Raw genomic sequence first — 25359 nt, forward strand, 5'->3', positions numbered from 1 at the left:
GGATTTTCTTTATAGCGGCCGGCTGATCCCAAATCGCCGGCCAGCCTCGGCTCAAACGGAGCAAGTCTCTGATTCCGGGGACAAAGCCGGGCTCCATCGGGAGTGCCGGCCAGGCGGCATTTTGCTCGTCCCGACGACGCGTTACCGGGGTGACATCAAACTGTCATGCGACTGTAATAATCGAAGGCTATTGGCCTCAGCGGGCGCAGACAGACACTGGCGCCGAGAGACCATCTTCCGAACAGGAGCAGGCCACATGAAGAAATTCCTCTATACGGCGTCGGCCGCGGCGCTTGCGCTCGCCGCGTCGTCCGGCTTCGCCGCCGCGCGTGACCAGATTCAGGTCGCCGGATCATCGACGGTGCTACCCTATGCCAAGATCGTCGCCGAGCAGTTCGGCGAAACATTCACCAACTTCAAGACCCCGGTCGTCGAGTCTGGCGGCAGCGGCGCCGGCATCAAGGAATTCTGCAAGGGCGTCGGCGAAGACACCATCGACATCGCCAACTCCTCGCGTCCGATCAAGAAGGACGAACTCAAGTCCTGCGCCGACGCCGGCGTGAAGGAAGTCCAGGAAGTCCGTATCGGCTATGACGGCATCGTCTTCGCCACCGACATCAAGGGCCCGGACTGGTCGCTGGTTCCCGCCGACGTCTACAAGGCGCTCGCCGCCAAGCTCGTCGTCGACGGCAAGCTCGTCGACAATCCGAACACCAAGTGGAGCCAGGTCAATCCGAAGCTGCCCGACTGGGATATCGCCGCCTACATTCCGGGCGAAAAGCACGGCACCCGCGAAGTGTTCGAGACCAAGCTTCTCGATGCTGGCTGTGACAAGGCTGCTCTCAAGGCCGCCGGCATTGCCGACGACAAGGAAATCGGCAAGACCTGCATCGCCATTCGCAAGGACGGCAAGGCTGTCGACATCGACGGCGACTATACCGAGACGCTCGCCCGCATCGACTCCAACAAGACCGGCGTTGGCGTGTTCGGCCTCGCCTTCTACGAGAACAATGCCGACAAGCTGAAGGTCGCTACCGTGGAGGGCATCGTGCCTTCGACCGAGACCATCGCCACCGGCAAGTACCCCGTGTCGCGCCCGCTGTTCTTCTATGTCAAGAAGGCGCATCTCGGCGTCGTTCCCGGCCTCAAGGAATATGTCGAGTTCTTCCTTGACGACCAGATGGTCGGCCCGGAAAGCCCGCTCGCCGAATACGGCCTCGTTGCTGCTCCGGATGCCGAGCGTCAGGCCCAGCGCGACGCTTTCGCCGCCGGGAAGTCGATGTAGTCAAACTACCGGATCAGGGCGCGGGCCAAAACCCGCGCCCTGATTTCGCCGCACGCCGCAATGGCGGCTGCGACTAGAGTTTCCCTTGGGGTGGGTCCATGTCTTCCTTGCTCGTGCTCGCCATTGTCGTTGCCATCGGCCTGGTCGCATTCTTCATAGGCCGGCAGCGTGCCGCAGCGCAGGATGATGGCCGGGTCAAGCCGCATTCACGTGCCCACTATCACGGCTGGTGGGCCTTCCTGCTCGCCGTCCTGCCTGCCGTTCTGCTGCTGGCCGTCTGGGCCGTCGGCTCGTCCGTCTATCTCGACCGGCACATTCACTCTGCATTGCCCGAGCGCAGCGTCGACAGCAAGGTTGCCAGCGAGGCGCTGGACGTCAGCCTGGTAAAGAGCTTGGCCAAGGGCCTGCGCAAACTCGATGCCGGCACACAGGCCGCGCTGCCTGCCAGCTTCTCCGAGCTGCAGCCGTTGCTCGCCGCCAAGGGTGTGGCGCTGGCGACCGACACCCAGGACTACATGATCCCGATCGCCGTCGAGGCGAACAAGGTCCAGGACCGGCTCGGCCTGTTCGGTGCTGTCGTCATTCTCGCTTTGTCGATCGCCGGCGCCTTCCATGCGCTCAGGCAGATCGCGCCGCGCGCCAGGGCACGCAACAATGTCGAGAGGCTGATGCTGTGGGGGCTTCTTGCCGCCTCCACCATCGCCATCCTGACCACCGTCGGCATCGTGCTTTCGATGCTGTTCCAGACGATCACCTTCTTCGAGAGCGTCTCGCCGATGAGTTTCTTCTTCGGCACGGTCTGGGATCCGCGTTTTGCCGCTGCCGGTTCGGGCGGCAGCCAGGGTCAGTTCGGCCTGATCCCGCTTCTTGCCGGCACACTCTACATTGCCGCCGTCGCACTTCTGGTGGCGGTGCCGGTCGGGCTGATGTCGGCTGTCTACATGGCCGAATACGCAACACCCAGGGTGCGCTCGGTGGTCAAGCCGGCGCTTGAACTGCTGGCCGGCATACCGACCATCGTCTACGGCATCTTCGCCGTCGTCACCCTCGGACCGTTCCTGCGCGACCTGTCCGCGGCGCTGACCGGCGGTTCGCCCTTCATCCAGGGCCAGAGCATCTTCACCGCCGGCCTGGTCATGGGCGTCATGCTGATCCCGGTCGTGTCCTCTTTGTCCGACGACATCATCACCGCGGTGCCGCGCGCCATGCGCGACGGCTCGCTCGGCCTTGGCGCAACCCGCTCCGAGACGATCAAGCGGGTGATCCTGCCAGCCGCATTGCCCGGCATCGTCGGCGCGATCCTGCTGACCGCCTCGCGCGCCATCGGCGAAACGATGATCGTCGTGCTGGCAGCGGGCGTCGCCGCCAACCTCACCATCAACCCGTTCGAGGCGATGACGACCATCACCGTCAAGATCGTCAACCAGCTCACCGGTGACCTGGAGTTCAATTCGCCGCAGACGCTGGTCGCCTTCGCGCTCGGCCTGACGCTGTTCGCGCTGACGCTGGTGATGAACATCGTCGCCCTCTACATCGTGCGCAAATACCGGGAGCAGTACGAATGACCGACATCTCCATGGATACGATGGTCAGGGCCGCGGCCCATCCGCGCCGTGACATCGGCCTGAAGGGCCGCTATGCCGCCGAACGCCGTTTCCGCATCTACGGCGTTGTAGCGATTTCCGTCGGCCTGGCGTTCCTGGCCATCATGCTGATCACCATCGTCTCGAAAGGCTACACCGCCTTCTGGCAGACGACGGTATCGCTGCCGATTACTTTCGACGAGAAGGTGATCGATCCCGCCAACAAGCGCGCCACCGATCCGAACGTGTTGATCAAGGCAAACTATCCCAAACTTGCCGAGAACGCGTTGGTCGCCAAGCTCGGCATTTCTCCTGACGACAAGCCGATGATCCAGAAGCTCAAGGGCTTCCTGTCCGACGGCGCCCGCGTCCAGTTGCGCGACATCGTCGCAGCTGATCCGTCGGTCATCGGAACGACGCGCGATGTCAACATCCTGGCCGCTGCCAATCTCGACTCGGCCTTCAAGGGCCAGATCGACCTCAGCGTCGAGGAAGCGCGCCGCAAAGTCTCGGACCAGCAGATTACCTGGATGAACAAGCTCAAGGCCGAGGGTGCGATGGCCGAGCACTTCAACACCGGCCTGTTCACCTACGGCGCCTCCAGCCGCCCGGAAACCTCGGGCATGGGCGTGGCCATCATCGGCTCGTTTTATATGATGGTGATCGTGTTGCTCCTGGCGCTGCCGATCGGCGTCGCCGCCTCCATCTATCTGGAGGAGTTCGCCAAGAAGAACCGCTTCACCGACCTGATCGAAGTCAACATCAACAATCTGGCGGCCGTGCCGTCGATCGTCTTCGGCCTGCTCGGCCTTGCGGTGTTCATCAATTTCCTTGGCATGCCGCGCTCTGCCGCATTCGTCGGCGGCCTGGTGCTGACGCTGATGACGCTGCCGACAATCATCATCGCGACGCGCGCTGCACTTGCCGCCGTGCCGCCGTCGATCCGCTCGGCAGCGCTTGGTCTCGGCGCCTCCAAGATGCAGATGGTGTTCCATCACATTCTGCCGCTTGCCGCGCCCGGCATCCTCACCGGCACCATCATCGGCCTGGCGCGTGCGCTCGGCGAAACCGCACCGCTGCTCTTGATCGGCATGGTCGCCTTCGTCGCCGATTATCCGAAGACGCCTTTCGATCCGGCCACCGCGCTGCCGGTGCAGATCTATATGTGGGCGAACGAGGCCGAACGCGCTTTCGTCGAGCGCATGTCCGGCGCCATCATCATCCTGCTCGTCTTCCTCATGGCCATGAACATCACCGCGATCGTGCTTCGGCGTCGGTTCGAGCGGCGCTGGTAGAAAAAAGGCATTTTGGTATGAACATCATGACCGAACAGTCCCTTGAAAACGCAGTGGGCGACAAGATGAACGCCAAGTCGAACGAAGTGATCAAAATGCGCGGCGACAAGGTCGGCGTGTTCTACGGCGAGAAGCAGGCGCTGTTCGATGTCAATCTCGACGTCCGCCTCAATCAGGTGACGGCGCTGATCGGCCCCTCCGGCTGCGGCAAGTCCACCTTCCTGCGCTGCCTCAACCGCATGAACGACACCATCGATTCAGCGCGGGTAACCGGCAAGATAACGCTCGACCAGGAGGATATCTACGACAAGAACATCGACGTCGTCGAGCTCAGGGCGCGCGTCGGCATGGTGTTCCAGAAGCCCAATCCGTTCCCCAAGTCGATCTACGAGAACGTCGCCTATGGCCCGCGCATCCACGGACTGGCCAAGCGCAAGGCCGACATGGATCAGATCGTCGAGTCGAGCCTGAAGAAGGCGGCAATCTGGAACGAGGTCAAGGACCGCTTGCAGGAGCCAGGCACCGGCCTTTCCGGTGGCCAGCAGCAGCGTCTGTGCATTGCGCGCGCCATCGCCGTATCGCCCGAGGTGATCCTGATGGACGAACCGTGTTCGGCGCTCGACCCGATCGCCACCGCTCGCGTCGAGGAACTGATCGACGAGCTGCGTCAGAACTATACGATCGTCATCGTCACCCATTCGATGCAGCAGGCGGCGCGCGTGTCGCAGCGCACCGCGATGTTCCATCTCGGCTATCTGGTCGAGGAGGGCGCCACCGACAAGATGTTCACCACCCCCGACGACAAACGCACCCAAGACTACATCACCGGCCGGTTCGGCTGAGTTCAGGCATACAAGGGACGAAGATCATGGGTGAACATACCGTCGCATCTTTCGATGAGGATCTGGAGCACATCAGCCAGTTGATCCGCGACATGGGCGATCTCGCCCGCTCGATGGTCAGTGGCTCGACCAAGGCATTGCTCAATTCGGACAATGCGCTGGCGCAGCGGGTGGTTTCCGACGATGCCATCATGGATGCACGCCAGCGCGAGCTGGACGATCGCGCCATTACGCTGATTGCCAAGCGCCAGCCGATGGCCAACGACCTGCGTGCCGTGGTCGGTTCGATCCGCATGGCCAGCGACCTCGAGCGCATCGGTGACCTTGCCAAGAACATCGCCAAGCGCGTCGGCACTGTCGGGCTGAGTGTCACGCCGCGCGACCTGTCGCATTCGATCGACGGGATGGCGCAGCTGGTGCTGATTCAGGTGCAGGGCGTCATCGACGAATATGCCGCCGCTGACGCGGCAGCGCTTGCCACGCTCAGAAACAACGACGAGCGCATCGACGTCAAATACACCTCGGTGTTCCGCGAACTGCTGACCTACATGATGGAAGACCCGCGCAACATCACTGCCTGCACGCATCTGTTGTTCTGCGCCAAGAACCTCGAGCGCATTGGCGACCATGTGACCAACATCGCCGAAAATGCCTATTATGTTTTGACCGGTACGCAGTTGCCCGCCAATCGTCCGAAGCAGGACGAAACGGCAATGTCCGCGCCGGCGGCATGACAGGGGTGACCGGCCGATGATCGCGCCACGCATCATGGTGGTGGAGGACGAGGAGCCGCTAGGCGTGCTGCTCCGCTACAATCTCGAATCCGAGGGTTACCAGGTCGAGGTGGTGACGCGCGGCGACGAGGCCGAGATCCGGCTGCAGGAGAACGTTCCCGACCTTCTGGTGCTCGACTGGATGGTGCCGGCGGTTTCCGGTATCGAGCTCTGTCGTCGGCTAAGGATGCGTCCTGAGACCGAGCGGCTGCCGATCATCATGCTGACCGCGCGGGGCGAGGAAAGCGACCGCGTGCGCGGCCTCTCGACCGGCGCCGACGATTACCTGGTCAAGCCGTTCTCGACGCCGGAGTTCATGGCCAGGGTCAAGGCGCTGCTGCGCCGCGCCAAGCCGGAAGTGCTGTCCAGCGTGCTCAAGGTCGGCGACATCGTGCTCGACCGAGAATCGCACCGGGTCTATCGCAAGAAGAGCGAGATCCGGCTCGGGCCGACCGAGTTCCGCCTGCTCGAGTTCATGATGCGTCATCCCGGCCGCGTCTTCTCGCGCAGCCAGCTGCTCGACAATGTGTGGGGCGAGACGATCTATATCGATGAGCGCACGGTCGACGTGCATGTGGGCCGGCTGCGCAAGGCGGTCAACAATGGCCGTATGCCCGATGTCATCCGCACCATTCGCGGGGCGGGATACGCGATCAGGGAAGATTGAACCCGCTCGTTTGAATTCACGCCACGTTCTTGCCGACGAGGCTGGATCTTGTCTGCATGCCCGGCGCAAAAATCTCCTGGTCGACGAAGGTCAGCGCTCGCATGGCGCAGCCTTCGCGGATCAGCGGCAGTTCGTTCGGTTCGGTATCGAAGGAAATCGATTTCGAGTGCTGGCCGCCGGCGGTCTGGGCAATCGCCTTGCGCAAAGCCGGCTCGATCAGGTCGAAGGCGGCAGCACTGACGCCGACCATGGCAACGGGCGCCGGATCGATCAGCGCGAACAGGCTGCCGAGGCCGTAGCCGAGCGCTTCGCCGGCCTTGCGATAGGCCTCGCGCTCGGGCCCATCCCTTTCGCGGGCCGCGGTCGCCAGGGCACGCATATCGGCGTCACTGACATCGGCGACGGGTTCTGCGTCCTCACCCAGCTGCCTGGCGTTGCGCCAGATGGCGTAGTTGCCGGCATAGGCTTCGACGCAGCCGCGCCGCCCGCAGCGACACAGCGCACCGTTCGGCCGATGGATCATGTGGCCGAACTCACCGCCCGAGGAATGGGTGCCGGTGAACAACTCGCCCTTCAGCACCAGGCCCATGCCGATGCCGTGCGATAAAAGGATGGCGATGAAATCGTCGCGGTAGCGATCAGGATCGCGCCAGCGCAGCGCAATCGCCATCATGTTGCAGTCGTTCTCCATCGTGGCGGGGATGCCGAACTCGTCTTCAAGTACGTCGGCGAAGGCGATGTCGGTGTGCGGCGTGATCGGCGACCACAGCATGGCGCGGGCATGGGTGTCGGTAATGCCCTGGATCGCCAGCGCGATGCGGGCGACGCTGCGGACATCGAGATCGGGGTCCTCGAGACGGCGCCGCACGATTGCCGTGCATTCGCCGATCAGCGCGTCGCGCGACATGGTCAGCGTGTCCAGCCGGCGCTGTTCCTCGGCGATTACCTGACCGGCATAGTCGATGACGGCGACGGAGAGAAAATTCAGCGACAGCACCACGGTCATCACCGCCGCTGCTTCCGGATTGAGGCCGAGGCCGACCTGCGGCCGGCCGCGTTTGAGCGAGCCGGCCTCGCTCGGCTTGCTTTCGGTCAGGATGCCTTCGCCGATCAGGTCGGAGGAGATCGCCGATATGGTCGAGTGGCTGAGGCCGGTGGTCGCGGCGATCTCGGTGCGGGACGGTTGTCCGGCGCGGCGCACGGCCGCAATCACCATCGCCCGGTTGCGCCGGCGCAAATCGTCGTGGCGGATTCCGACCGACATGTTTCTTCAAGTCCTCCCGGTCGCCGCGGTTCACCGTGCCCCTCGAACGCTGTCGGCAACGCAGTCAAATACTGGCAGAAGCGACCCACTCTGTCATTTATTTATTCCGGAGCTCGAAAAAAATTCGCGAGCACATCAAAATCCATCAGAATCGATGTTGACAGCGTTCGGGTGTTGGACCAGTATTTTTTCGAGGCTCGAAAAAATAGAGCCTCTGTGCCGGCCTTCGGGTCAGTTTGGTCGCGCCATACGCGGCGCAGGGAGGATATTATGAAAAGATTCACAGCCGCCATCCTGGCGGGTGTCGCCATGTCGCTGACGCTCGCGTCGGTCGCGCAGGCGAAGGACAAGGTCGTCGGCGTTTCGTGGTCCAACTTCCAGGAAGAGCGCTGGAAGACCGACGAGGCCGCCATGAAGACGGCGATCGAGGCCGCCGGCGACAAGTACATCTCCGCCGATGCGCAGTCCAATCCCGGCAAGCAGCTTACCGATGTCGAAAGCCTGATCTCGCAGGGCGCCAATTCGCTGATCATCCTGGCGCAGGATGCCTCGGCCATCGGCCCGGCGGTGCAGAAGGCGCTGGACGAAGGCATTCCGGTCGTCGGCTATGACCGTCTGATCGAGAACAAGGACGTCTTCTATCTGACCTTCGACAACAAGGAAGTCGGCCGCATGCAGGCCCGCGAAGTGTTCAAGGCGAAGCCCGAAGGCAACTATGTCTTCATCAAGGGTTCGGGCGCCGATCCGAATGCCGATTTCCTGTTTTCGGGCTCGATGGAAGTGCTCAAGGAAGCCATCGACAGCGGCAAGATCAAGAATGTCGGCGAGGCGTATACGGACGGCTGGCTGCCCGCCAACGCCCAGAAGAACATGGAACAGTTCCTCACCGCCAACGACAACAAGGTCGATGCCGTGGTCGCGGCCAATGACGGCACCGCCGGTGGCGTCGTCGCGGCGCTGACGGCGCAGGGCCTTGCCGGCACCGTGCCGGTCTCGGGTCAGGACGGCGACCACGCCGCGCTGAACCGCATCGCCCTCGGCACGCAGACCGTGTCGGTGTGGAAGGACGCGCGCGAACTCGGCAAGAACGCCGCCGAGATCGCCTCGCAGCTCGCCGACGGCAAGAAGACGAGCGACATTGCCGGTGCCAAGGACTTCACGACACCGGGCGGCAACACCGTCAAGTCGCTGTTCCTGACCCCGGTTGCGATCACCAAGGACAATCTCAACGTCGTCATCGACGCCGGCTGGATCAAGAAGGACGAAGTCTGCGCGGGCGTCGCCGCCGGCACCGTCGCGGCCTGTAACTGATCTGGATCACTTCGAAATATCTGAACGCCGCGGCCCAAAAGCCGCGGCGTTTTCTCAAAAAGATTTGTGTTTCCGCATCACGCGGATAGCTTCGGGAGCAATTCCAGGAAAAGTGCGTAGCGGTTTTCCGTCCGGAATTGCGTCAAAACAAAGAGATAGAACGGTTCGGCGTTTCCGTGAATCGGTGAACCGTTCCAGGCTGGATTCCGGCATCCGTGTCAGACGGCCAGCCGGTGGGAGGAAATCATGACCGACACGACGTCCAACCCGCAGGCCGACACCGCGCGTGCGTCGGAACTCGGCGTGGTCGCCCGGTTCCTGAAGGCGACCGAGATCGACACCCGCATGCTCGGCATGGTCGGCGCCCTGCTGATCATCTGGATCGGGCTACATGTCATTTCCAGCCTGCGCCTCGGCGTCAATCCGCTCGATTTCGACAGCCGCACCTTTCTGACGCCGCGCAATCTGTGGAATCTGTCGGTGCAGACATCGGCGGTCGCCATCATGGCCTGCGGCATGGTGCTGGTCATTGTCATGCGCAACATCGACCTGTCCGTCGGTTCCGCCGAGGGCCTGATCGGCATGGTGATGGGATTTGCCCAGGTGCATTTCCTGGTCCGGTTTGTCGGGCTCGAACTCGGCAATCCGTGGATCTGGGTCCTGGCGCTGATCATCGGCCTGGCGCTCGGCCTGCTGATCGGAGCCTTTCAAGGCTTCGTCATCGCCTATCTCGAAGTGCCGGCGTTCATCGTCACGCTGGGCGGACTGCTGGTTTGGCGCGGTGCTGCCTGGTGGGTCACCAGCGGCCAGACGGTGGCGCCGCTTGACGCCACCTTTCAGCTCATGGGCGGCGGGCCGGCGGGATCGATCGGCGCCACCTGGAGCTGGGTCGTCGGGATCGTCGCCTGCCTTGCCGTGGCGTTTGCGCTCTTCAACGGCCGGGTGCAGCGCAAGCGTTTCCGGTTTCCGCTGCGTCCGATCTGGGCCGAAACGCTGCTCGGCGTCGTCACCTGCGCCGTCATCATGGGTGCGGTCTGGCTCGCCAATTCCTATCCCTGGCCGATCGGCATCGTGAACCGGTATGCGGCCGCCAACAACATCACCGTTCCCGAAGGCGGCCTGTTCATCGCTCACGGCATTGCCATACCGGTGCTGATGGCGATCGCCGTCGGGCTGGTCATGACCTTCATCACCAACCGCACCCGTTTCGGCCGCTATGTCTTTGCCATTGGCGGCAATCCCGAGGCAGCCAATCTCGCCGGCATCAACACGCGCTGGATCACCATGAAGGTGTTCATGATCATGGGCGTGCTGGCCACGATCGCCGCCGCGATCTCCTCGGCCCGGCAGAATTCGGCGACCAACGTGCTTGGAACGCTGGACGAATTGCTGGTCATTGCCGCCGCCGTCATTGGCGGCACGTCGCTCGCCGGCGGCTCGGGAACGATCATCGGCGCCATGCTCGGTGCGCTGCTGATGCAGTCGCTGCAGTCCGGCATGGTGCTGCTCGGTGTCGACTCGCCGCTGCAGAGCATCGTCGTCGGCGCCGTGCTGGTCATCGCGGTGTGGCTCGACACCGTCTATCGCAAGCGCGTCTAGGAGGCATGGCCATGACTGACAAGATTGCTCCTGCAGCCACCGCACTGATCGATATGCGCAACATCTCGATCGCCTTTGGCGGCATCCGCGCCGTCGACGACGCCTCGATCGATCTTTTCCCCGGCGAGGTCGTGGCGCTGCTCGGTCACAACGGCGCCGGCAAGTCGACGCTGATCAAGATCCTGTCCGGCGCTTACAAGCGCGATGCGGGCCAGATCTTCGTCAATGGCGAGGAGGCATCGATCTCCAATCCGCGCGACGCCAAGAAATACGGCATCGAGACGATCTACCAGACGCTGGCGCTGGCCGACAATGTCGATGCCGCCGCCAATCTGTTCCTCGGCCGCGAGCTGATGACCGCCTGGGGCACGCTCGACGACGTTGCCATGGAGGCGGAGGCGCGCAAGGTGATGGGCCGGCTCAATCCCCGCTTCCAGCGCTTCAAGGAGCCGGTGATCAAGCTGTCGGGCGGCCAGCGGCAATCGGTGGCGATCGCGCGCGCCATCCTGTTCAACGCGCGCATCCTGATCATGGACGAGCCGACGGCGGCGCTCGGTCCGCAGGAGACGGCGCAGGTCGGTGAACTGGTCAAGCAGCTCAAGTCCGACGGCATCGGCATCTTCCTGATCAGCCACGACATCCACGACGTTTTCGAACTTGCCGACCGGGTCTGCGTCATGAAGAACGGCCAGGTCGTCGGCACCGCACGCACCACCGATGTAACCCAGGACGAGGTGCTCGGCATGATCATTCTGGGTAAATGCCCGCCCGGCGCCATTCCCGGACCGGGCGCACTGAAGATCGCGGCCTGAGACCGCCGAAGATCGCGGCCTGAGGTCGCTGAAGATAGCGGCCTGGGTCAGACCAGGTCGCGGGTTGCCGGACACGTGATGTGCCAGCCGTCAGCATGGCTTGGCCTTGCCATTGTGTTGGCGCGGCGACTTGCCCATAAAGGTCCCAATTCGCTCAGGGACCGCATCATCCGTTGAAGAAGCTTTTTCCAATCGTCGCGTTCATCGCCGTTGCGCTGATCAGCATGACGATGGCGGGGTTTGCCTATTTCGCCACGCAGGAGGCCGCCCGCATCAAGTTCGAAGCGACGGCCGATGACGCGCTCAACCGGATCGAGAGCCGCATCGACCTGCATTTGTCGCTGTTGCGCTCGACGCAGGCCCTGTTCGACGCCCGCAACGGCGACATCTCCCAGAATGAGTTCAAGGCGTTTTTCAACGCGCTCGATGTCGACAACAATTTCGCCGGCTTGCGCGGTATCGGCTTTCCCAGGCTGGTGAAGGCGGGAGACGAGGCGGCCGTCGAACGCGACATGCTGCACGACCATGGCGTCAGCCATCCAATCTATCCAGACACCACGCAATCCTGGCGCGCGCCCATTGTGATGTTCGAACCGATGGATCCGTCCAATCAAGCCAGCATCGGCTACGACATGTTCAGCGAACCGGTGCGGCGCGCGGCGATCGAAAAGGCGATGTCGAACGATCACCAGCATGCCAGCGGGCTGGTGCAACTGGGCCAGGGCACAGGCGCCGCGCAGACCTTCCCCGGCTTCGTCGTCTTCGTGCGGCTCAATGTCGAAACCGCACCCGATGTCATCAATGCGTCCAGATCCTCGACGTCCGGTTTTCTCTATGCGGCCTTTCGGGCTCGGGACCTGTTCCAGACCGCGCTCAGCCGGTCGCCACTGCTGCCGGTCAACACCGAGATCTATGACAGCGACGGCGCGGTGAACGGCGACGATCTATTGTTCCGGTCGGAAACGCCACCGGTTTCCGCGTTCGGCGACAGGTTGCTGGTCACCCGCAAGATCATCGTGGCCGGGCGACCCTGGACTGTCCTGTTCCGGCCGACGAGCGCCTTCCTGCCGCCGTCGTCGCGTGCCATTCCGGTGATGCTGGGGCTGTTCGGCCTGCTTTTGGCGGGCGCCATCGCATTGGTGGCGCGGTATCAGGAGCGGGCCTATGAGGCAGCGTCGCGCTTGCACGAAACGACCGAAAAGAGCCTGCTCGAAAAAGACCTGATGCTGCAGGAGATGAAGCATCGCATCAAGAATTCGATCACCAGGGTGCTGGCGATCGCGCGCCAGACGGCATCGAGGGCCACCGACGTCAACGAGTTTTCAGCATCCTTCTCGGCCAGGCTGCAGGCAATGGCGGCGTCCCAAGACATGCTGACGCGCTCGCGCTGGCAGAAGGCCGATCTTGGCGATCTCCTGCGCATCGAGCTAGGTCAGGTGTTCGGCAAGGAACTGCCCGAAGAGCTGTTGTCGGGGCCACAGGTGCTGCTCGACGAAACCACGACGCAAGCGCTCGGCCTGACCTTCCACGAACTGGCCACGAATGCGCTGAAATACGGCGAAGCCGGCAACTCCGCCAATTCGCTTAAGGGTGACTGGGCGCTGAAAGTGGACTGGTCGCTGGAAGGGCGCGGGCGCGACAGGACGCTGGCTCTCAACTGGCGCGAAACCGGGCAGAAAAAACTTGAATCGCCGGCCAAGACCGGATTTGGCACCAAGCTGATCGATCTCAACGTGACACGCGAATTGCGCGGTACGATCAAGCGTGATTTCCGGGCCGATGGGCTGAACGTGGAAATCAAAATCCCTCTGGCAGACTGACGACGGTCGTCAGGCGGGCCAGGATCAATCTCCCAGACATCGAAAATCCGGAGGCCGGCTAACCGGTCTCCGGATCAGCTTTCGATTATCGCCGAACTAGTTGCAGCGCGCCGTGTAGATCCGGCCGCGATGATCGCGATACTGGCAATAGCCATTGCGCAGGTTGCGCACCAGCAGGCCGGAACCGGCACCGACGGCCGCGCCGATCAGCGCGCCCTTGCCGCCACCGACCAAGCCGCCGACACCGGCGCCGATCAAGCCGCCGCCAACAACGTCCTGCTCGGTCGAGGTGCAGCCACTGACCGCGACCACAGCAACCATGGCAATAAGTATCTTCCGCATAGAGTCACTCCTCACTTTGTGTCCTCACTTTAATAAGCTCCAACCGCCATTTAGCATGAAATGGCGCCCGTTGCCCGCTCGAATTTATTGTTGGCTAAGATAGTCTTTTTCGGGGCGCGTCATGTTTGACGCAACCACGATTTTTGAAATCTCCAAGGATGCGTCGAGACGGCCGTCCGGGCCGACCTTCCACACCACCTGGTCGTAGTCATCTTCGAGCGCCGGGTCGACCGCAAGGCATTTGGCGACGATGTGTTCTGCCTGCCCCCGCACGTCGCCCATGGCGAACGGGCGTTCGGCGACACATTGGTCGGCGGTTTCGAAAACACTGACAGGAACCTGAAGCTCACGGCAATCGGCCATCGTGTTCGAGCAGCCGATGACCAGCAGCAATGCGGCGATGTGTTCCATGGCGAAACGTCCTCTCGCCACAGTAACGGTCCACATTCCGCAAAGTTCCTGCACTGCAAGGCTTGCCAGCGAATTAACATACATCGACCAAGGCCTCAGGTGGCGCGGAGGTCAGTAAGCCAGCTGGAAGAGGACCACCGCGACGATAAACGCGGCCAGACCCAGAGCGACAAGGCGCAACGAAGCGTGAGGAACAGGAGACAGCGGTGGCGCGGATGCCTCGGAGTCTTCAAACTCGCCCATGGAGATCCGAGCGGCCTGTTCCAGTCTGTTCATGTCGGCAACCGTCAAGGCATTCCTCCCGCACCATGCTGCAAGTCCTGCTGCGGAAATGTCCGGCGATGCAACAGGTTCCAGCGGTGTCTGGGAAATACAGCATCGGCTTTTATGGTGAACAGCCGGTTAAGGACTAGCGCAGGTGCGGGTCGCTCAATCCGTCTCGAAATTGCCGTGCGGAACGACAAGGCGGTATTCGAGGCGACCAGCCGCGATTTCAAGCGTCGCCGTACCATTCAGCGACGCCGGCACGACCCGTTCGAGTGCGACGCTGCCGAAGCGCTTCTCGCTGCGCCTGTTATCATTGGCTCCGATCGCTTCGGCCCAGGTCAGAGACAGGGAGGTTCCTGTGTCGTCGGCGGTCAGGTTGGCTGTAACCTCGACGAATCCATCCGGCCGCGACAGGGCGCCATAGCTCACCGAGTTGACGGCGAGTTCATGCATGGCAAGGCCGATATGCAGGGCAGCGTTCGGATTGAGATAGGGGTTTGCCCCCTGAAAACGCAGGCTGCGCACCGGATCCCCGCCGTAGCGGCCAACCTGGCCCGATACCAGTTCGCGAAGCGCGGCACCCCGCCAGTTGGAAGAGGTGACGAGATCCTGGGACGAAGCCAGCGATTGCAGCCGGCCGCGAAAGCGTGTCAGGAAATCACCGATGCCGTCGGAGTAGCGCCCGGTCTGGGTGGCTATGCTTTGGATGATCGCCAACAGGTTCTTCGAGCGATGACTGACTTCGCGCAACAGCGTCGTCAGGGTCTGCTCACGGCGTTTCTGCTCGGTCGTTTCGACCATCGTGGTGACGACGCCTTGCACCGTGCCGCCATCGCCGTGGTCGGCATCGATCCAGACTTGAAACCAGCGGATGCCATCCTCGACGGGAACGCTGATCTCGAGACGTTGCGGGTTGCCGGATGCGATGACGTCGCGTTTGGCCGCGCCAATGCGGTCAGCCTGCGCCGCCGGCAGGATGCCGTTGCTGTCGGCGGTGTCGGAAACCCAGGGCGCGCGCATATTGCGCGCCCATACGGTTTTCATCTCGCGATCCTGGTAGAGAACGGAAATGCCGGCATTGTGCAACGCGTGGAGAAGAGCCCGGCCGAGCTGCATGCCGCTTTCGGCAGGATGCAGGGCGATGACTTCATCGCTTTGCACGTCGTCCTTCCCATCTCCGGTTCTGGAACGCATCTGCCAATCTGTCCACCCAACTCAGGCTGAACGGCTTACTGTTGAATGGGTTCCCAAAAGAGATTTCCCGCAAACCAGCCCCAAAAAGCGGTCCGCCGGACGGTGTCCTTTGCAGGATACCGCCCGGCGGTGGCTGGAAACCGTTTGAGGGGTGCGGCTTCCAGTGTTCGGTCGCCGTTCGTCCTCACGATGCCCGTTTGAACAGGCCCGCAAGAAGCGAAATGACCAGGAAAGCGAGGAAGATGAAAAACAATATCTGCGCGATGCCGGCAGACGTACCGGCGATGCCGCCGAAACCAAGCGCGCCGGCAATGATCGCCACGACGAGAAATACGAGCGCCCAGTAAAGCATGATCCATCTCCTTCGAATGGTGCGATGAAAACGTGGGTAGATGCGGTTTGTTCCACCCTTTTGCCGAAAAAGGCGATGCTTGCAAATCGTTCGGTGCAGAGCGCGCGGGGAAATTTGCCGCTGCCGCCCAATGCGTGCATCAGGCGGCACGAAGTGAAGAATTGATGAATTGAAAATCTGGAGAAAATCGGCGAGCGAGGCTATCGCCCCGGGTTCGTCAATTCTTCAATTCCTCCACTCCTCAATACTATGCGGCGGCTTTCGCCTGACGGTCAAAGAACAGCGCCTGGCTGATCAGCGCCTTGACCATGTCGGGATTGAACGGCTTGGTGACCAGGAAGGCCGGTTCGGGACGCTCGCCAGTCAACAGACGCTCGGGAAAGGCGGTGATGAAGATGACCGGCACCGATGTCGACGACAGGATCTCGTTCACCGCCTCGATGCCCGAACTGCCGTCGGCAAGCTGGATGTCGGCCAGCACCATCTTGGGCCGTGTCTTGCCGAACATCATCACCGCCTCGGCATGGGTGCGCGCCGTTCCAACGACGCGGTGCCCGAGGCTCTCGACCATTTCTTCTATATCCATGGCGATCAGCGGTTCATCCTCGATGATCAGCACGTCGGTTGCCACCTGACGGGATATCTCGTTGCTCGCCTGGGCAAGCAGCTCTGAAAACTCCTGGTCGCCGACATCGAGGATCTCGGCCGCCTCGTCCTCGCTGAAGCCTTCGACGGCAACGAGCAGGAAGGCCTGGCGCGGGCGCGGCGCAATTGCATTCAGATTGGCGGCGGCGCGCTGTTCCCATGCCGATTGCGCGTGCTCCTGTGGAACGCGGATGGCGACCGATGTGAACAGCTTGGCAAAAACCTTGTACAGAGCGATGCGGTCGCTCGATGCCTCGGGAAAGATTTCGACATCGGCGATGATGGCTTCGAGCATCGCGGCGACCAGCGCATCGCCACTCTCCTGCGATCCGGAAACGGCCCGCGAGAAGCGGCGCAGGAATGGCAGGTTTGGCGCGATGGTGGCGGATAAGCTCATGGTAAGACGTCTCCCTCAGAATGACGTGATTGCATAGATTGCAGGTCAAGCTGATTGCAAGCCCGGTCAAACAACGCCGATCTTGAGAAAAAGTTCCGGCGTTGATGGAACTAGGTTCGTGGAAAAGGTTGAGGAAATTTTTTTATTTGGGGGGGGGGGGAAAGAGGGGGGGGGGGGGGAGGGGGGGGGGGGGCCCCCCCCCCCCTCTCAGGGGGGGGGGGGGGGGGGGGGGAAAAAAAAAAAAGGAAGGAGGGGGGGGGGGGGGGGAAGGAACCCCAAAAAAAAAAAAAAAAAAAAATCCCCCCCCCCCAAAGAAGGGAAAAAACCCCTTTCCCCCCCCAAAAAAACCCGGGCGGGAAGGGGGAGGAAAAAAACCAAAAAAAAAAAAAAACACCACCCCCAAAAAAAAAAAAAAAAAAAAAAAAAAAAAAAAAAGGGGGGGGGCCGGCCGGGGGGGGCCCCCAAAAAAAAAAAAAACCCCCCCCAAAAAAAACCCAACCCCCCCCCCCTCCTTTCCCCCCCCCCCCCAAAAAAAAAAAAAAAAATTTTCCCCCCCTCTTTTTTTAAAACCCCCCCCCCCCAAAACAACCTTCCAAAAAAAAAAAAAAAAAAAAACCCAACCCCAAAAAAAAAAAAAAAACCAAAAGGAGAGGGGGGAAAACCCCAAAAAAAAAAAAAACCAAAAAAAACAAAAAAAAAAAAAAAAAAAAAAAAAAAAAAAAAAAAAAAAAAAAAAAAAAAAAAAAAAAAAAAAAAAAAGGGGGGGGAAACAAAAAAAAAAAAAAAAAAAAAAAAAAAAAAATTTTTTTTTTTTTTTTTTTAATTAAATAAATTTTTTTTTAAAAAAAAACTAATGCGTCGGGACGGCGTTTGAAGTCGGGATGGGCAACCAGACGAGGGTGTCGCTTGCGTTGTGTTGAGTAATATTGTGAGCGGCTTGGGCGCTGGGAATACAAGGGCGAAATGAAGGATATGACGAAAGATATTCTGGCTGGCGCCGAGAGCAGGCGCCGGAATGGTTCCGGTGACGCCCTTGGGCCGAACTCCGAAATCGGGCGCAAACTCAAACAATATTACGACGAGCTGGTCTCCGACGATGTGCCGGATCGCTTCTCCCAGTTGCTTAGCCAGCTGGAACAGGCCGAACCCGCACAGAAGAAGGACTGAGGCATGGCCGCGGTCTCCCAAGGCTTCAAGACCGATCTGCTTGGGGCGATCCCAAGCCTGCGCGCCTTTGCCGTGTCGCTGACGCAAAACGCCGACAAGGCCGACGACCTGGTCCAGGAAACGCTGGTCAAGGCGTGGGACAAGCATGAAAGCTTCCAGCCGGGCACCAATCTCAAGGCGTGGCTTTTCACCATCCTGCGCAATGAATTCTATTCGCAGATGCGCAAGCGCGGGCGCGAAGTACAGGATAGCGACGGCATCATGACGGCCAGGCTTGCCGTTCATCCCGCCCAGCATGGCCAGCTCGACCTGAAGGATTTTCGCAGCGCCCTCGAACAATTGCCGGAGGACCAGCGCGAAGCCATCATCCTCATCGGCGCGTCGGGTTTCTCCTACGAGGAGGCCGCCGAGATTTGCGGTTGCGCGGTCGGGACGATCAAGAGCCGCGTCAGCCGAGCCCGCACGCGCTTGCAGGAGATCCTGAAAATATCAGGCGAAGACGAGTATGGTCCGGATGCGATTTCGACCCAGGTAACGGGCTCGCCGGCCAGCTGACCTGCGATCGCCAGGCGCGATCCGCAATGAACGGGATCTCGCCTTAGAGCAGTTCACCGTTTCACGGAAACAGCGAACTGCTCCAGCTCTTTGTTTTGACGCAATTCCGGACGGAAAACCGTTCACACTTTTCCTGGAATTGCTCTAACCGGGAGAAGCGCGTCCGCAGGCTGCCGCCACCGCTTGCACCAGGTCTTCACCCGAATAGGGTTTGCCGACGAGCCTGACGCCCGGAAAAGATGCCTTGATTTCATCGGCATCCGAATAGCCCGACGCGAACACGAAAGGTACGCCTGCCGCGCGCAGCCCCGAGGCGAAATCGAGTGTCGAGGCGCCGCCCAGCATGAGGTCGACAATGGCCGCGTCGAATTGCGTGGCGACCTCCCGGCCATCGACCTCGGTCAGATCGCGGGCGATGACCACATCACCGGCGCCATGGTCACGGCAAAGCTGCTCGACATCCATGGCGATGAGAAATTCATCCTCCAGGACGAGAATTCGCAATCCGTCAAGCAATGTGGGCACCGGCAAGGACTCCTTGAAACGCATGAAGTCATGATCGCTAATTGGCGTGCTGTCATTTAAAAAAGACATGTGGCCGGCGGCGGAACCTCAATCCTTGCAACGCGTTGAAACGTAGCTCTTCCAAAGAGCGGGCTTTCGAAGAGGGGTCGAAATGTCAGCCCGGAACGGTCGCGCCTTTTCCAACCTCCAGTATCCTTGCGAGAACTGCCCGTTGCGGCCGTTGCCGGTTTTCCGCGACTTCGAAAAACAGGAGCTGGCCTTCATCAGTACATTCAAGAAGGGCGAGCTCGTCGTCGACAAGGGGGCTACCGTGTTGGTCGAGGGTAGCCACAGCGCCCATCTCTACACCGTGCTCTCCGGCTGGGCGTTCCGCTACAAGCTGTTGCGGGACGGCCGCCGCCAGATCCTCAACTATCTCATGCCCGGCGATCTGATCGGCCTGCAGGGCAGTGTGATGGGCGAGATGCAGCATTCCGTCGAGGCCTTGTCGCCGATGCTGCTGTGCGTTTTCGAGCGTGAGTATCTGCACGAGCTCTATCGCAATCATCCAGGGCTCGCCTACGACATCACCTGGATCGCGTCGCGCGAAGAGCGCATGCTGGATGAAAATCTGCTCAGCCTCGGGCGTCGCAGCGCGATCGAGCGCGCCGCCTATCTTATCGCCTTCATCGCCAGCCGGGCCAAGGTCGTCGGGCTGAACGGCAAGCAGTCCATCCAGATACCGATCACGCAGCAACACATCGCCGACACGCTCGGCCTGTCGCTGGTTCATACCAACAAGACGATCCGCAAGTTGATGGATCGCAAGCTGATCGTCTGGCGCGACGGCGGTTGCGAGGTCACCGACAACGAAGGGCTCAAGCGGCTCGCCGGCTGGGAAGGGCTGGGCGAGGCGCGCCGACCGCTGATCTGACGAAGCGCCTTTTTGCCAGGCCGGCGGATCGGGTGCGCGCGGATGCGTTTTCGGCTACTTTGTGCGCAATGCCGGAACCTTGAGGCGCGCGGCGCGTTTGAAATCGAGCAATCACAAGGAGTTAAGCCATGGCAACTGCCGCAGGAAAGACCGCAAACGACGCCCGCGCAAATGCGGACCTGGAAGCCGACATCAGGCAATTGAAGGCCGACATCGACAAGCTCACCAAGCAATTGGCCAAGACCGGCGAGCATGGCTATGGCACTGCCCGTCGCGCGGCCACGGAAGGCGTCGAGCAACTGCGCGCGCAGGGCGAAGCAGCCTTTGACAGTCTGCGCAGCAACGCCAAGGACATCGAAGCGCAGATGATGGCCAGCGTGCGTGAAAAGCCGGTGACGTCCCTGGCGATCGCCGCCGGCGTCGGCTTCCTCTTCGCGCTCATCGCGCGTCGCTAGTCACATTGCAGATGGGAATGCTGGCATCCCTGATTTCGGGTCTCGCCTCGGGCGAGACCGTTGCCGCCATGCGCCGGGCGCGCAGGGCGGCAATCGTCTATGGGCTCGCTTTATCGGCAGCGCTCTGTGGTCTCGGCTTTCTGGTCGGCGCAGCCTATATCTGGGCGGCGATGCGCTATGGGTCGTTTGCCGCCGCGCTGGGCTTTGGCGCCGGGTTCCTGGTGCTTGCCGGGCTGATCCTGCTGATTTACCGGATATCCGCAGGCTCGCGCGCCCGGCGCCGGGCGCAACGCCGCAATGCCGACATGAAGGCCATCGGCATCACCGCCGCACTCGCCGTGCTGCCGACGCTGCTCAAGGGAAAAGGCGGTCTCGGCGTCATTCTGGGCCCAGCCGTAGCGCTCGCGGCTTACGCGATCTACCGCGAGAATGTGAAATCCGACGATCCGGATGAGAGCGAGCGGAAATAGAGCTGCTGGGAGGTCACTTCGACAGGTCTTCCAGCGGCATCGATATTTCGGCAAACACGCCTTCCGGCCGGAACTCATGCGTCACTTCGCTTGAAATGACCTTGGCAAGGCTACGGCGGATCAGGATCGAGCCGAAGCCGTGCCGCTCCGGCGGGGCGACTTGCGGGCCGCCGCTTTCGCGCCAGGTCAGCACAAGGCGCCGGGCCCCCTTCCTGCCTTGCGTCTTCCAGCCGAGATCGACCTTGCCTGATGCCACCGACAGCGATCCATATTGCAGTGCATTGCTGCCCAGTTCATGCAGGATCAGGCCAAGCCCGACAGCCTGGTCGGGTGACAGCAGCAAGTCGTCGCCGGTAATCGTCATGCGCGGCTGCTCGGCCGTTTCGAAGGGCCTGACCTCGATCTGGACGAGTTCACGGATGCCGATGCCGCGCCACTCGCGGTCCGACAACAGATTGTGGGCGATGCCCAGAGCCTGAAGCCGGGCGCCGAAGGCCTCGAGGAACTGGCTCGGCTGGCGGGCATGGCGCACGGTCTGCGTCGCCAACGCCTGGACGGTCGCCAGCGTATTCTTGACGCGATGGTTGAGCTCGCGCAGCAGCAGCCGTTGCCGCTCGTCGCCAAGCTTGCGCTCCGAGATGTCGTAATTGACGCCGAAGATCAGCGTCGGCTTGCCGTCGCCGTCACGCTCGATGACACGGCCGCGCGTGGCGAGCCAGCGCGGCGGATGAAAGCCTTTCACCCGGTATTCGCCGAAATAGTCGTCGCTGCCGGTCAAGGCGTCACGAAAGCGGGTTTCGGTCTGGTAGACGTCACGCGGATCGATGGCGGTGAGGATGTCGCGTGCCCGCAGCCGGTTCGAGCGCGGCAAGTTGAACAGCTCCGACAGCAAGGTGTCACATTCGATGATGTCGGTGCGGATGTCCCAGGCCCAGCTTGCGAGCGAAGCCGCATCGAGCGCGATGGCGCGCCGTTTTTCCTCGCGCACCAGTGCGGCCTCGGCGATGGCGCCGCTGCGGGTCGCGTCCTTCAAGATGAACAGGCTGCCCGCAAGGCCGGCGAGCGCCTTCAACTGGTCGAGCTTGGCGCGGGATGGAAAGGCATGCGGCTTGCGGTCGAGCACGCACAGCGTGCCGATGCGGGCACCTGCCACCACCATCGGCGCGCCGGCATAGAAGCGGACGTGATGCTTGCCGGTGACCAGCGGGTTGGCCTTGAAACGCGGGTCCGTCGTTGCATCCGCCACCACCATGGGCTCGTCGCCGGCGGCAATCGCATGAGCGCAAAAAGAGATGTCGGTCGCGGTTTCGGTCTCGTCCAGGCCGAAGCAGGATTTGAACCACTGCCGCTCGTGGTCGACGAGCGTGACCAGGGCGATCGGCGCCTGCATCACCGCCGCGGCAAGGCTGCTGATGCGGTCGAAATCCGGGTCGGCCGCCGTATCCAGCATCTCCAGCCCGTGCAGCACGGCCAGCCGGTCTTCGGCGCTGACAGCCCGCGCAATTTCGGCCGGCAGACCCGGCACTGTTTCTGCCTTGCTATTCACCCAAGTCCCCAATGCCCGTCCTGGTCATCGTCGCCGACCCGGAACCATCCTAGCGAGGAACCGTTACCTGACCATGTTGTTTTGCCGGACGCGCCAGTTGGTGCAAAACGATCCGAGGGCCGACCATGATCAAGATCATTCCCGAGGACAAAGCCCGTGAGGGGCGCTGGGGTCGGCATGGCCTGCGCATTCTGATCGCTGCGTTGCTGCTGGCCTTTGTCGCCTGGGGCGCCGCCGAGATTTATGGCGAATTGATCAAGAAGGATACGACCCAACAGGGCAGTGCTCGCAGCGGCTAGTTTGTCGGCGATATTGGGTTCGAATCGCATCAGGCAGCCTTTGCCTTGGCGATGCTCGCCGGCACCAGGACATTGAGCGCGCCCGGTTGGATTTCGATCGTCGTTTCACGCTCAAGCCTGACCAGTTCCCCATCCATCACGGCGCGAAACTTCCGGCTCCCTGAATGGATTTGCAGAACCGTTCTGCCCGCCTGATGGATTTCGACATGTTCGTTGTCGCGCCATTTGCCACGCGCCATGTTGAAGAAGAACTTGACCAGTTCGGCGCGCTGCTGCGCCACCGTGACATAGACGCCAAGCACGCCGCCCGCCGGGTTGTCGGCGTAAGGCAGATGGCCTTCGCCGAACAAATTGTTGGTGATGCCGATGCCGGTGATGCGGGCCGCCATCTCGGCTTCGCCGATGCTGAGCGTTACGTTCATCGCCGGTGGATTGTTGATCGTCGCCCACGCCGCCTTGGCCGAGGCGCGGATCTTTCCCAGGCGAGAACCGAACTCCATCTTCTGGCGCAGCTGCACCATCTTGGCATGCATGCCAATCGAGAACTGGTGAACGAATGGCCGGCCGTTGGCGGTCGCTATGTCGACCGCGATGATTTCGCCGTCAGTGAAGGATTCGAGCGCGGCATCCAGGGACTGCGGAATGCCCAGCCCGCGCGCGAACAGGTTCATGGTGCCGGCCGGCAATATGGCAAGCGCCTTCTTCGTCCCCATTAGCCGGGCGGCCGCGGCAGAAATGGTTCCGTCGCCGCCACCGGCCAGCACGACATCGACGGAGCGGCGTGAAGCCGCGCTGTCGAGCGTTTCCACAACATCCTTGCCGGCGACAATCTCGATGCTGAGAGAGTGACCTGCCGTCTCCAGCACCTGGCGCATCCTGTCGGAGAAAGCGGCAAGGTCAGTGGTCCGCAAGGTGCCGCCGTCCCGGTTCAGCACCGCTGCGAATTTCATGCCCCACTCCGTTAGTCGACCATGGTCGGACCGGGACAAAGACAAACCCAGCCACAGGCTGCAACGCGGCGAGGTGGGAAAGGTTCCGTGTGCGGCGAAATCCGCGATCGGGCTTACTACCGTGGCGGAGACGCTTGTCGATTTCTTGCGGCGGACTCCGCGCGCTTTTTGTCGGAACAACAGCATGCTCACGACGTTGTGAACTGTAGGAGCTGCCGCGTCAGATCTCCCCAGCGACGGGTTCAACCGGGCGCGGCGCGCACGAAATCACGCCCCAGGAGAGACTATCATGATCCGCAATCTTTTAGCCACGACCGCACTCGCAACGCTGATCGCGACCGGCGCCCATGCGCAGACGGCGACGACCCCGGCACCCGCGGACGCGCCTGCCGTTCAGGCGCCGGCTGCCGCCGCCCCCCTGCCGCGCGCCGAGGGCAGCATTGTCACCAACATCATCGGTGAGTCCGTCTACAACGGCACCGGCGACGATGCCGAGAGCATCGGCAAGATCAGCGACGTCGTCTTCGACAAGGACGGCCAGGCGAAATCCGTCGTCATCGGCGTTGGCGGCTTCCTGGGCGTCGGGGCGAAGAACGTCGCTTTCGACTATGACAAGTTGCAATGGGCCGAGAAGAACGGCGATCGCTGGCTGGTCGCCCAGACGACCAAGGACGAGCTGACGGCGCATCCGGAGTTCGACAGCAAGCCTTATGGTCCGGCCCCGGCACCTGCCGCATCGACCGATGCGGCGCCCGCAACGACGGACACCGCGCAGACGCCTGTCGACCTGAATGCCGCTCCGGCGGAACCCGTGAAGCGCGCTGACGGCAATCTCGCCACCTACATCATCGGTGAAACCGTCTACAACGGCACCGGCGATGACGCGCAGAACATCGGCAGCGTCAATGACATCGTGCTGACCAGGGAAGGCAAGGCCGAGTCGCTGGTCATCGGCGTCGGTGGCTTCCTTGGCCTCGGCGCAAAGAATGTCGCCTATGATTTCTCCAAGGCACAGTGGGCCGAGAAGAACGGCGACCGCTGGCTGGTGGCCCAGACCACCAAGGAAGAGCTGCAGGCGCAGCCGGATTTCAACCGCAAAGCCTATGATCCGGTGCCGGCAACGATGGCTTCCACCGAGCCGGCGGCAACCGCTCCGGCCGCTGTGCCGTCCGACGCTACGGCTCCTGCGGCCGCTCCCACAGACAAGACGGCCGAGGCTCCGGCAGCCCCTGATGCCTCGGCTCCCGACCAGACGCAGACGGCAGCTATCGACAAGTCGACGCTGACGGAAATGCCGGTCGGCGAAATCCGTGGCGACGATCTGAAGGGCACCACTGTCTACGGCGCCAACGACGCCAAGGTCGGCGAGATCGGCGATGTCGTGCTCGCGCCCGACAACAAGACCGACGCGGTGATTGTCGATGTCGGCGGCTTCCTCGGCATTGGCGAGAAGGAAGTCGCGGTCGGCGTGGATAATCTCAAATTCATGACCGACAAGGACGGCAAGAAGTACCTGTACACGACCTTCACCAAGGAACAGCTCGAGGCGCAAACCGCCTATGACAAGGGCAGTTATGCGGAGAAGCGGGACCAGCAGCGGTTGATTGTGCAGTAGGGCAG

At 61.8% G+C, this 25359-nt stretch carries 28 protein-coding genes; 18 read left to right on the plus strand and 10 right to left on the minus strand.

All coding sequences use genetic code 11. From position 1 onward, the window contains the following. Nucleotides 1-256: 256 nt before the first annotated feature. From HB777_33010 to phoB, 6 genes are all read left to right on the plus strand, one after another. Complete coding sequence (locus tag HB777_33010; protein QND68302.1) at nucleotides 257-1285, plus strand: phosphonate ABC transporter substrate-binding protein; 1029 nt, start codon at nucleotides 257-259, stop codon at nucleotides 1283-1285. A gap of 98 nt (nucleotides 1286-1383) precedes the next feature. After that, a complete protein-coding gene (gene pstC, locus HB777_33015; protein QND68303.1) occupies nucleotides 1384-2850 on the plus strand; it encodes a phosphate ABC transporter permease subunit PstC in 1467 nt (488 codons plus the stop codon). Next, nucleotides 2847-4163 carry a phosphate ABC transporter permease PstA gene (pstA, locus tag HB777_33020; GenBank protein ID QND68304.1) on the plus strand — a complete coding sequence of 439 codons (1317 nt, stop codon included), beginning with the start codon at nucleotides 2847-2849 and terminating at the stop codon, nucleotides 4161-4163. The genes pstC and pstA overlap by 4 nt, the downstream gene beginning before the upstream one ends. A 17-nt stretch (nucleotides 4164-4180) precedes the next feature. Then, nucleotides 4181-5005, plus strand: coding sequence for a phosphate ABC transporter ATP-binding protein (locus tag HB777_33025; protein QND68305.1), 825 nt, complete (start codon nucleotides 4181-4183; stop codon nucleotides 5003-5005). 26 nt (nucleotides 5006-5031) lie between these two features. Then, on the plus strand, nucleotides 5032-5739 hold the full coding sequence (gene phoU / locus HB777_33030; protein QND68306.1) for a phosphate signaling complex protein PhoU: 708 nt from the start codon (nucleotides 5032-5034) through the stop codon (nucleotides 5737-5739). 16 nt (nucleotides 5740-5755) lie between these two features. Continuing rightward, nucleotides 5756-6445 carry a phosphate regulon transcriptional regulatory protein PhoB gene (gene phoB / locus HB777_33035; protein QND68307.1) on the plus strand — a complete coding sequence of 230 codons (690 nt, stop codon included), beginning with the start codon at nucleotides 5756-5758 and terminating at the stop codon, nucleotides 6443-6445. Nucleotides 6446-6461: 16 nt separating this feature from the next. Here phoB and HB777_33040 read toward each other — a convergent pair whose 3' ends face one another. Further along, entirely contained in the window at nucleotides 6462-7709 is a 1248-nt protein-coding gene (locus HB777_33040) for an ROK family transcriptional regulator (GenBank protein QND68308.1), read from the minus strand. 270 nt (nucleotides 7710-7979) lie between these two features. On the opposite strand from HB777_33040, the gene xylF reads away from it, so the two are divergent. The 4 genes from xylF to HB777_33060 all read left to right on the plus strand — a co-directional run bounded on the left by xylF (nucleotide 7980) and on the right by HB777_33060 (nucleotide 13251). Beyond that, the gene (gene xylF / locus HB777_33045) at nucleotides 7980-9020 is read left to right on the plus strand and encodes a D-xylose ABC transporter substrate-binding protein (protein QND68309.1); all 1041 of its coding nucleotides are present in this window, start codon (nucleotides 7980-7982) and stop codon (nucleotides 9018-9020) included. A gap of 246 nt (nucleotides 9021-9266) precedes the next feature. Beyond that, entirely contained in the window at nucleotides 9267-10619 is a 1353-nt protein-coding gene (locus tag HB777_33050) for a sugar ABC transporter permease (GenBank protein QND68310.1), read from the plus strand. 11 nt (nucleotides 10620-10630) lie between these two features. Beyond that, nucleotides 10631-11431, plus strand: coding sequence for a sugar ABC transporter ATP-binding protein (locus HB777_33055; protein ID QND68311.1), 801 nt, complete (start codon nucleotides 10631-10633; stop codon nucleotides 11429-11431). A gap of 173 nt (nucleotides 11432-11604) precedes the next feature. Further along, nucleotides 11605-13251, plus strand: coding sequence for a histidine kinase (locus HB777_33060; GenBank protein QND68312.1), 1647 nt, complete (start codon nucleotides 11605-11607; stop codon nucleotides 13249-13251). Nucleotides 13252-13347: 96 nt separating this feature from the next. On the opposite strand, the gene HB777_33065 is transcribed toward HB777_33060, so the two are convergent. The 6 genes from HB777_33065 to HB777_33090 all read right to left on the minus strand — a co-directional run bounded on the left by HB777_33065 (nucleotide 13348) and on the right by HB777_33090 (nucleotide 16859). Further along, on the minus strand, nucleotides 13348-13593 hold the full coding sequence (locus tag HB777_33065) for a lipoprotein (protein ID QND68313.1): 246 nt from the start codon (nucleotides 13591-13593) through the stop codon (nucleotides 13348-13350). An 84-nt stretch (nucleotides 13594-13677) separates the two neighbouring features. Further along, nucleotides 13678-14004, minus strand: coding sequence for a hypothetical protein (locus HB777_33070; GenBank protein QND68314.1), 327 nt, complete (start codon nucleotides 14002-14004; stop codon nucleotides 13678-13680). Nucleotides 14005-14115: 111 nt separating this feature from the next. Beyond that, nucleotides 14116-14295, minus strand: coding sequence for a hypothetical protein (locus HB777_33075; protein QND68315.1), 180 nt, complete (start codon nucleotides 14293-14295; stop codon nucleotides 14116-14118). 138 nt (nucleotides 14296-14433) lie between these two features. Next, nucleotides 14434-15465: a sensor histidine kinase gene (locus HB777_33080; protein QND68316.1), complete on the minus strand. Its 1032-nt coding sequence runs from the start codon at nucleotides 15463-15465 to the stop codon at nucleotides 14434-14436. A gap of 184 nt (nucleotides 15466-15649) precedes the next feature. Next, nucleotides 15650-15817, minus strand: a complete 168-nt coding sequence (locus tag HB777_33085; protein ID QND68317.1) for a DUF1328 domain-containing protein — start codon at nucleotides 15815-15817, stop codon at nucleotides 15650-15652. A 247-nt stretch (nucleotides 15818-16064) separates the two neighbouring features. Next, on the minus strand, nucleotides 16065-16859 hold the full coding sequence (locus HB777_33090) for a response regulator (protein QND68318.1): 795 nt from the start codon (nucleotides 16857-16859) through the stop codon (nucleotides 16065-16067). A 118-nt stretch (nucleotides 16860-16977) separates the two neighbouring features. Here HB777_33090 and HB777_33095 point away from each other — a divergent pair, with 118 nt between their 5' ends. From HB777_33095 to HB777_33105, 3 genes are all read left to right on the plus strand, one after another. Further along, nucleotides 16978-17682, plus strand: a complete 705-nt coding sequence (locus HB777_33095; GenBank protein ID QND68319.1) for a hypothetical protein — start codon at nucleotides 16978-16980, stop codon at nucleotides 17680-17682. A 140-nt stretch (nucleotides 17683-17822) separates the two neighbouring features. Then, nucleotides 17823-18026 carry a hypothetical protein gene (locus HB777_33100; GenBank protein QND68320.1) on the plus strand — a complete coding sequence of 68 codons (204 nt, stop codon included), beginning with the start codon at nucleotides 17823-17825 and terminating at the stop codon, nucleotides 18024-18026. 3 nt (nucleotides 18027-18029) lie between these two features. Beyond that, nucleotides 18030-18581, plus strand: coding sequence for a sigma-70 family RNA polymerase sigma factor (locus tag HB777_33105; protein QND68321.1), 552 nt, complete (start codon nucleotides 18030-18032; stop codon nucleotides 18579-18581). Between the two features lie 144 nt (nucleotides 18582-18725). Here HB777_33105 and HB777_33110 read toward each other — a convergent pair whose 3' ends face one another. Next, nucleotides 18726-19130 carry a response regulator gene (locus HB777_33110; GenBank protein ID QND68322.1) on the minus strand — a complete coding sequence of 135 codons (405 nt, stop codon included), beginning with the start codon at nucleotides 19128-19130 and terminating at the stop codon, nucleotides 18726-18728. 127 nt (nucleotides 19131-19257) lie between these two features. On the opposite strand from HB777_33110, the gene HB777_33115 reads away from it, so the two are divergent. From HB777_33115 to HB777_33125, 3 genes are all read left to right on the plus strand, one after another. Continuing rightward, the gene (locus tag HB777_33115; protein QND68323.1) at nucleotides 19258-20019 is read left to right on the plus strand and encodes a Crp/Fnr family transcriptional regulator; all 762 of its coding nucleotides are present in this window, start codon (nucleotides 19258-19260) and stop codon (nucleotides 20017-20019) included. A gap of 128 nt (nucleotides 20020-20147) precedes the next feature. Then, nucleotides 20148-20474 carry a DUF883 domain-containing protein gene (locus HB777_33120; GenBank protein QND68324.1) on the plus strand — a complete coding sequence of 109 codons (327 nt, stop codon included), beginning with the start codon at nucleotides 20148-20150 and terminating at the stop codon, nucleotides 20472-20474. An 11-nt stretch (nucleotides 20475-20485) separates the two neighbouring features. After that, nucleotides 20486-20944 (plus strand): hypothetical protein, encoded by a 459-nt coding sequence (locus tag HB777_33125; GenBank protein QND68325.1) that lies wholly within the window; start codon nucleotides 20486-20488, stop codon nucleotides 20942-20944. Between the two features lie 13 nt (nucleotides 20945-20957). On the opposite strand, the gene HB777_33130 is transcribed toward HB777_33125, so the two are convergent. Further along, on the minus strand, nucleotides 20958-22469 hold the full coding sequence (locus HB777_33130) for a GAF domain-containing protein (GenBank protein ID QND68989.1): 1512 nt from the start codon (nucleotides 22467-22469) through the stop codon (nucleotides 20958-20960). A gap of 146 nt (nucleotides 22470-22615) precedes the next feature. On the opposite strand from HB777_33130, the gene HB777_33135 reads away from it, so the two are divergent. Continuing rightward, a complete protein-coding gene (locus HB777_33135) occupies nucleotides 22616-22789 on the plus strand; it encodes a hypothetical protein (GenBank protein QND68326.1) in 174 nt (57 codons plus the stop codon). Between the two features lie 29 nt (nucleotides 22790-22818). Here HB777_33135 and HB777_33140 read toward each other — a convergent pair whose 3' ends face one another. After that, the gene (locus HB777_33140; protein QND68327.1) at nucleotides 22819-23739 is read right to left on the minus strand and encodes a diacylglycerol kinase family lipid kinase; all 921 of its coding nucleotides are present in this window, start codon (nucleotides 23737-23739) and stop codon (nucleotides 22819-22821) included. 289 nt (nucleotides 23740-24028) lie between these two features. On the opposite strand from HB777_33140, the gene HB777_33145 reads away from it, so the two are divergent. After that, on the plus strand, nucleotides 24029-25354 hold the full coding sequence (locus tag HB777_33145) for a PRC-barrel domain containing protein (protein QND68328.1): 1326 nt from the start codon (nucleotides 24029-24031) through the stop codon (nucleotides 25352-25354). Nucleotides 25355-25359: the final 5 nt, after the last annotated feature.

Source organism: Mesorhizobium loti, assembly GCA_014189435.1.
GTDB lineage: Bacteria > Pseudomonadota > Alphaproteobacteria > Rhizobiales > Rhizobiaceae > Mesorhizobium > Mesorhizobium loti_G.

What these genes read in the sequence shown, in the direction of transcription:
- HB777_33010 (QND68302.1), top strand. Translation starts at nt 257, where the DNA reads ATGAAGAAATTCCTCTATACGGCGTCGGCCGCGGCGCTTGCGCTCGCC.
- pstC (QND68303.1), top strand. Translation starts at nt 1,384, where the DNA reads ATGTCTTCCTTGCTCGTGCTCGCCATTGTCGTTGCCATCGGCCTGGTC.
- pstA (QND68304.1), top strand. Translation starts at nt 2,847, where the DNA reads ATGACCGACATCTCCATGGATACGATGGTCAGGGCCGCGGCCCATCCG.
- HB777_33025 (QND68305.1), top strand. Translation starts at nt 4,181, where the DNA reads ATGAACATCATGACCGAACAGTCCCTTGAAAACGCAGTGGGCGACAAG.
- phoU (QND68306.1), top strand. Translation starts at nt 5,032, where the DNA reads ATGGGTGAACATACCGTCGCATCTTTCGATGAGGATCTGGAGCACATC.
- phoB (QND68307.1), top strand. Translation starts at nt 5,756, where the DNA reads ATGATCGCGCCACGCATCATGGTGGTGGAGGACGAGGAGCCGCTAGGC.
- HB777_33040 (QND68308.1), bottom strand. Translation starts at nt 7,709, where the DNA reads ATGTCGGTCGGAATCCGCCACGACGATTTGCGCCGGCGCAACCGGGCG.
- xylF (QND68309.1), top strand. Translation starts at nt 7,980, where the DNA reads ATGAAAAGATTCACAGCCGCCATCCTGGCGGGTGTCGCCATGTCGCTG.
- HB777_33050 (QND68310.1), top strand. Translation starts at nt 9,267, where the DNA reads ATGACCGACACGACGTCCAACCCGCAGGCCGACACCGCGCGTGCGTCG.
- HB777_33055 (QND68311.1), top strand. Translation starts at nt 10,631, where the DNA reads ATGACTGACAAGATTGCTCCTGCAGCCACCGCACTGATCGATATGCGC.
- HB777_33065 (QND68313.1), bottom strand. Translation starts at nt 13,593, where the DNA reads ATGCGGAAGATACTTATTGCCATGGTTGCTGTGGTCGCGGTCAGTGGC.
- HB777_33070 (QND68314.1), bottom strand. Translation starts at nt 14,004, where the DNA reads ATGGAACACATCGCCGCATTGCTGCTGGTCATCGGCTGCTCGAACACG.
- HB777_33080 (QND68316.1), bottom strand. Translation starts at nt 15,465, where the DNA reads ATGCGTTCCAGAACCGGAGATGGGAAGGACGACGTGCAAAGCGATGAA.
- HB777_33085 (QND68317.1), bottom strand. Translation starts at nt 15,817, where the DNA reads ATGCTTTACTGGGCGCTCGTATTTCTCGTCGTGGCGATCATTGCCGGC.
- HB777_33090 (QND68318.1), bottom strand. Translation starts at nt 16,859, where the DNA reads ATGAGCTTATCCGCCACCATCGCGCCAAACCTGCCATTCCTGCGCCGC.
- HB777_33100 (QND68320.1), top strand. Translation starts at nt 17,823, where the DNA reads ATGAAGGATATGACGAAAGATATTCTGGCTGGCGCCGAGAGCAGGCGC.
- HB777_33105 (QND68321.1), top strand. Translation starts at nt 18,030, where the DNA reads ATGGCCGCGGTCTCCCAAGGCTTCAAGACCGATCTGCTTGGGGCGATC.
- HB777_33110 (QND68322.1), bottom strand. Translation starts at nt 19,130, where the DNA reads ATGCGTTTCAAGGAGTCCTTGCCGGTGCCCACATTGCTTGACGGATTG.
- HB777_33115 (QND68323.1), top strand. Translation starts at nt 19,258, where the DNA reads ATGTCAGCCCGGAACGGTCGCGCCTTTTCCAACCTCCAGTATCCTTGC.
- HB777_33120 (QND68324.1), top strand. Translation starts at nt 20,148, where the DNA reads ATGGCAACTGCCGCAGGAAAGACCGCAAACGACGCCCGCGCAAATGCG.
- HB777_33125 (QND68325.1), top strand. Translation starts at nt 20,486, where the DNA reads ATGGGAATGCTGGCATCCCTGATTTCGGGTCTCGCCTCGGGCGAGACC.
- HB777_33135 (QND68326.1), top strand. Translation starts at nt 22,616, where the DNA reads ATGATCAAGATCATTCCCGAGGACAAAGCCCGTGAGGGGCGCTGGGGT.
- HB777_33140 (QND68327.1), bottom strand. Translation starts at nt 23,739, where the DNA reads ATGAAATTCGCAGCGGTGCTGAACCGGGACGGCGGCACCTTGCGGACC.
- HB777_33145 (QND68328.1), top strand. Translation starts at nt 24,029, where the DNA reads ATGATCCGCAATCTTTTAGCCACGACCGCACTCGCAACGCTGATCGCG.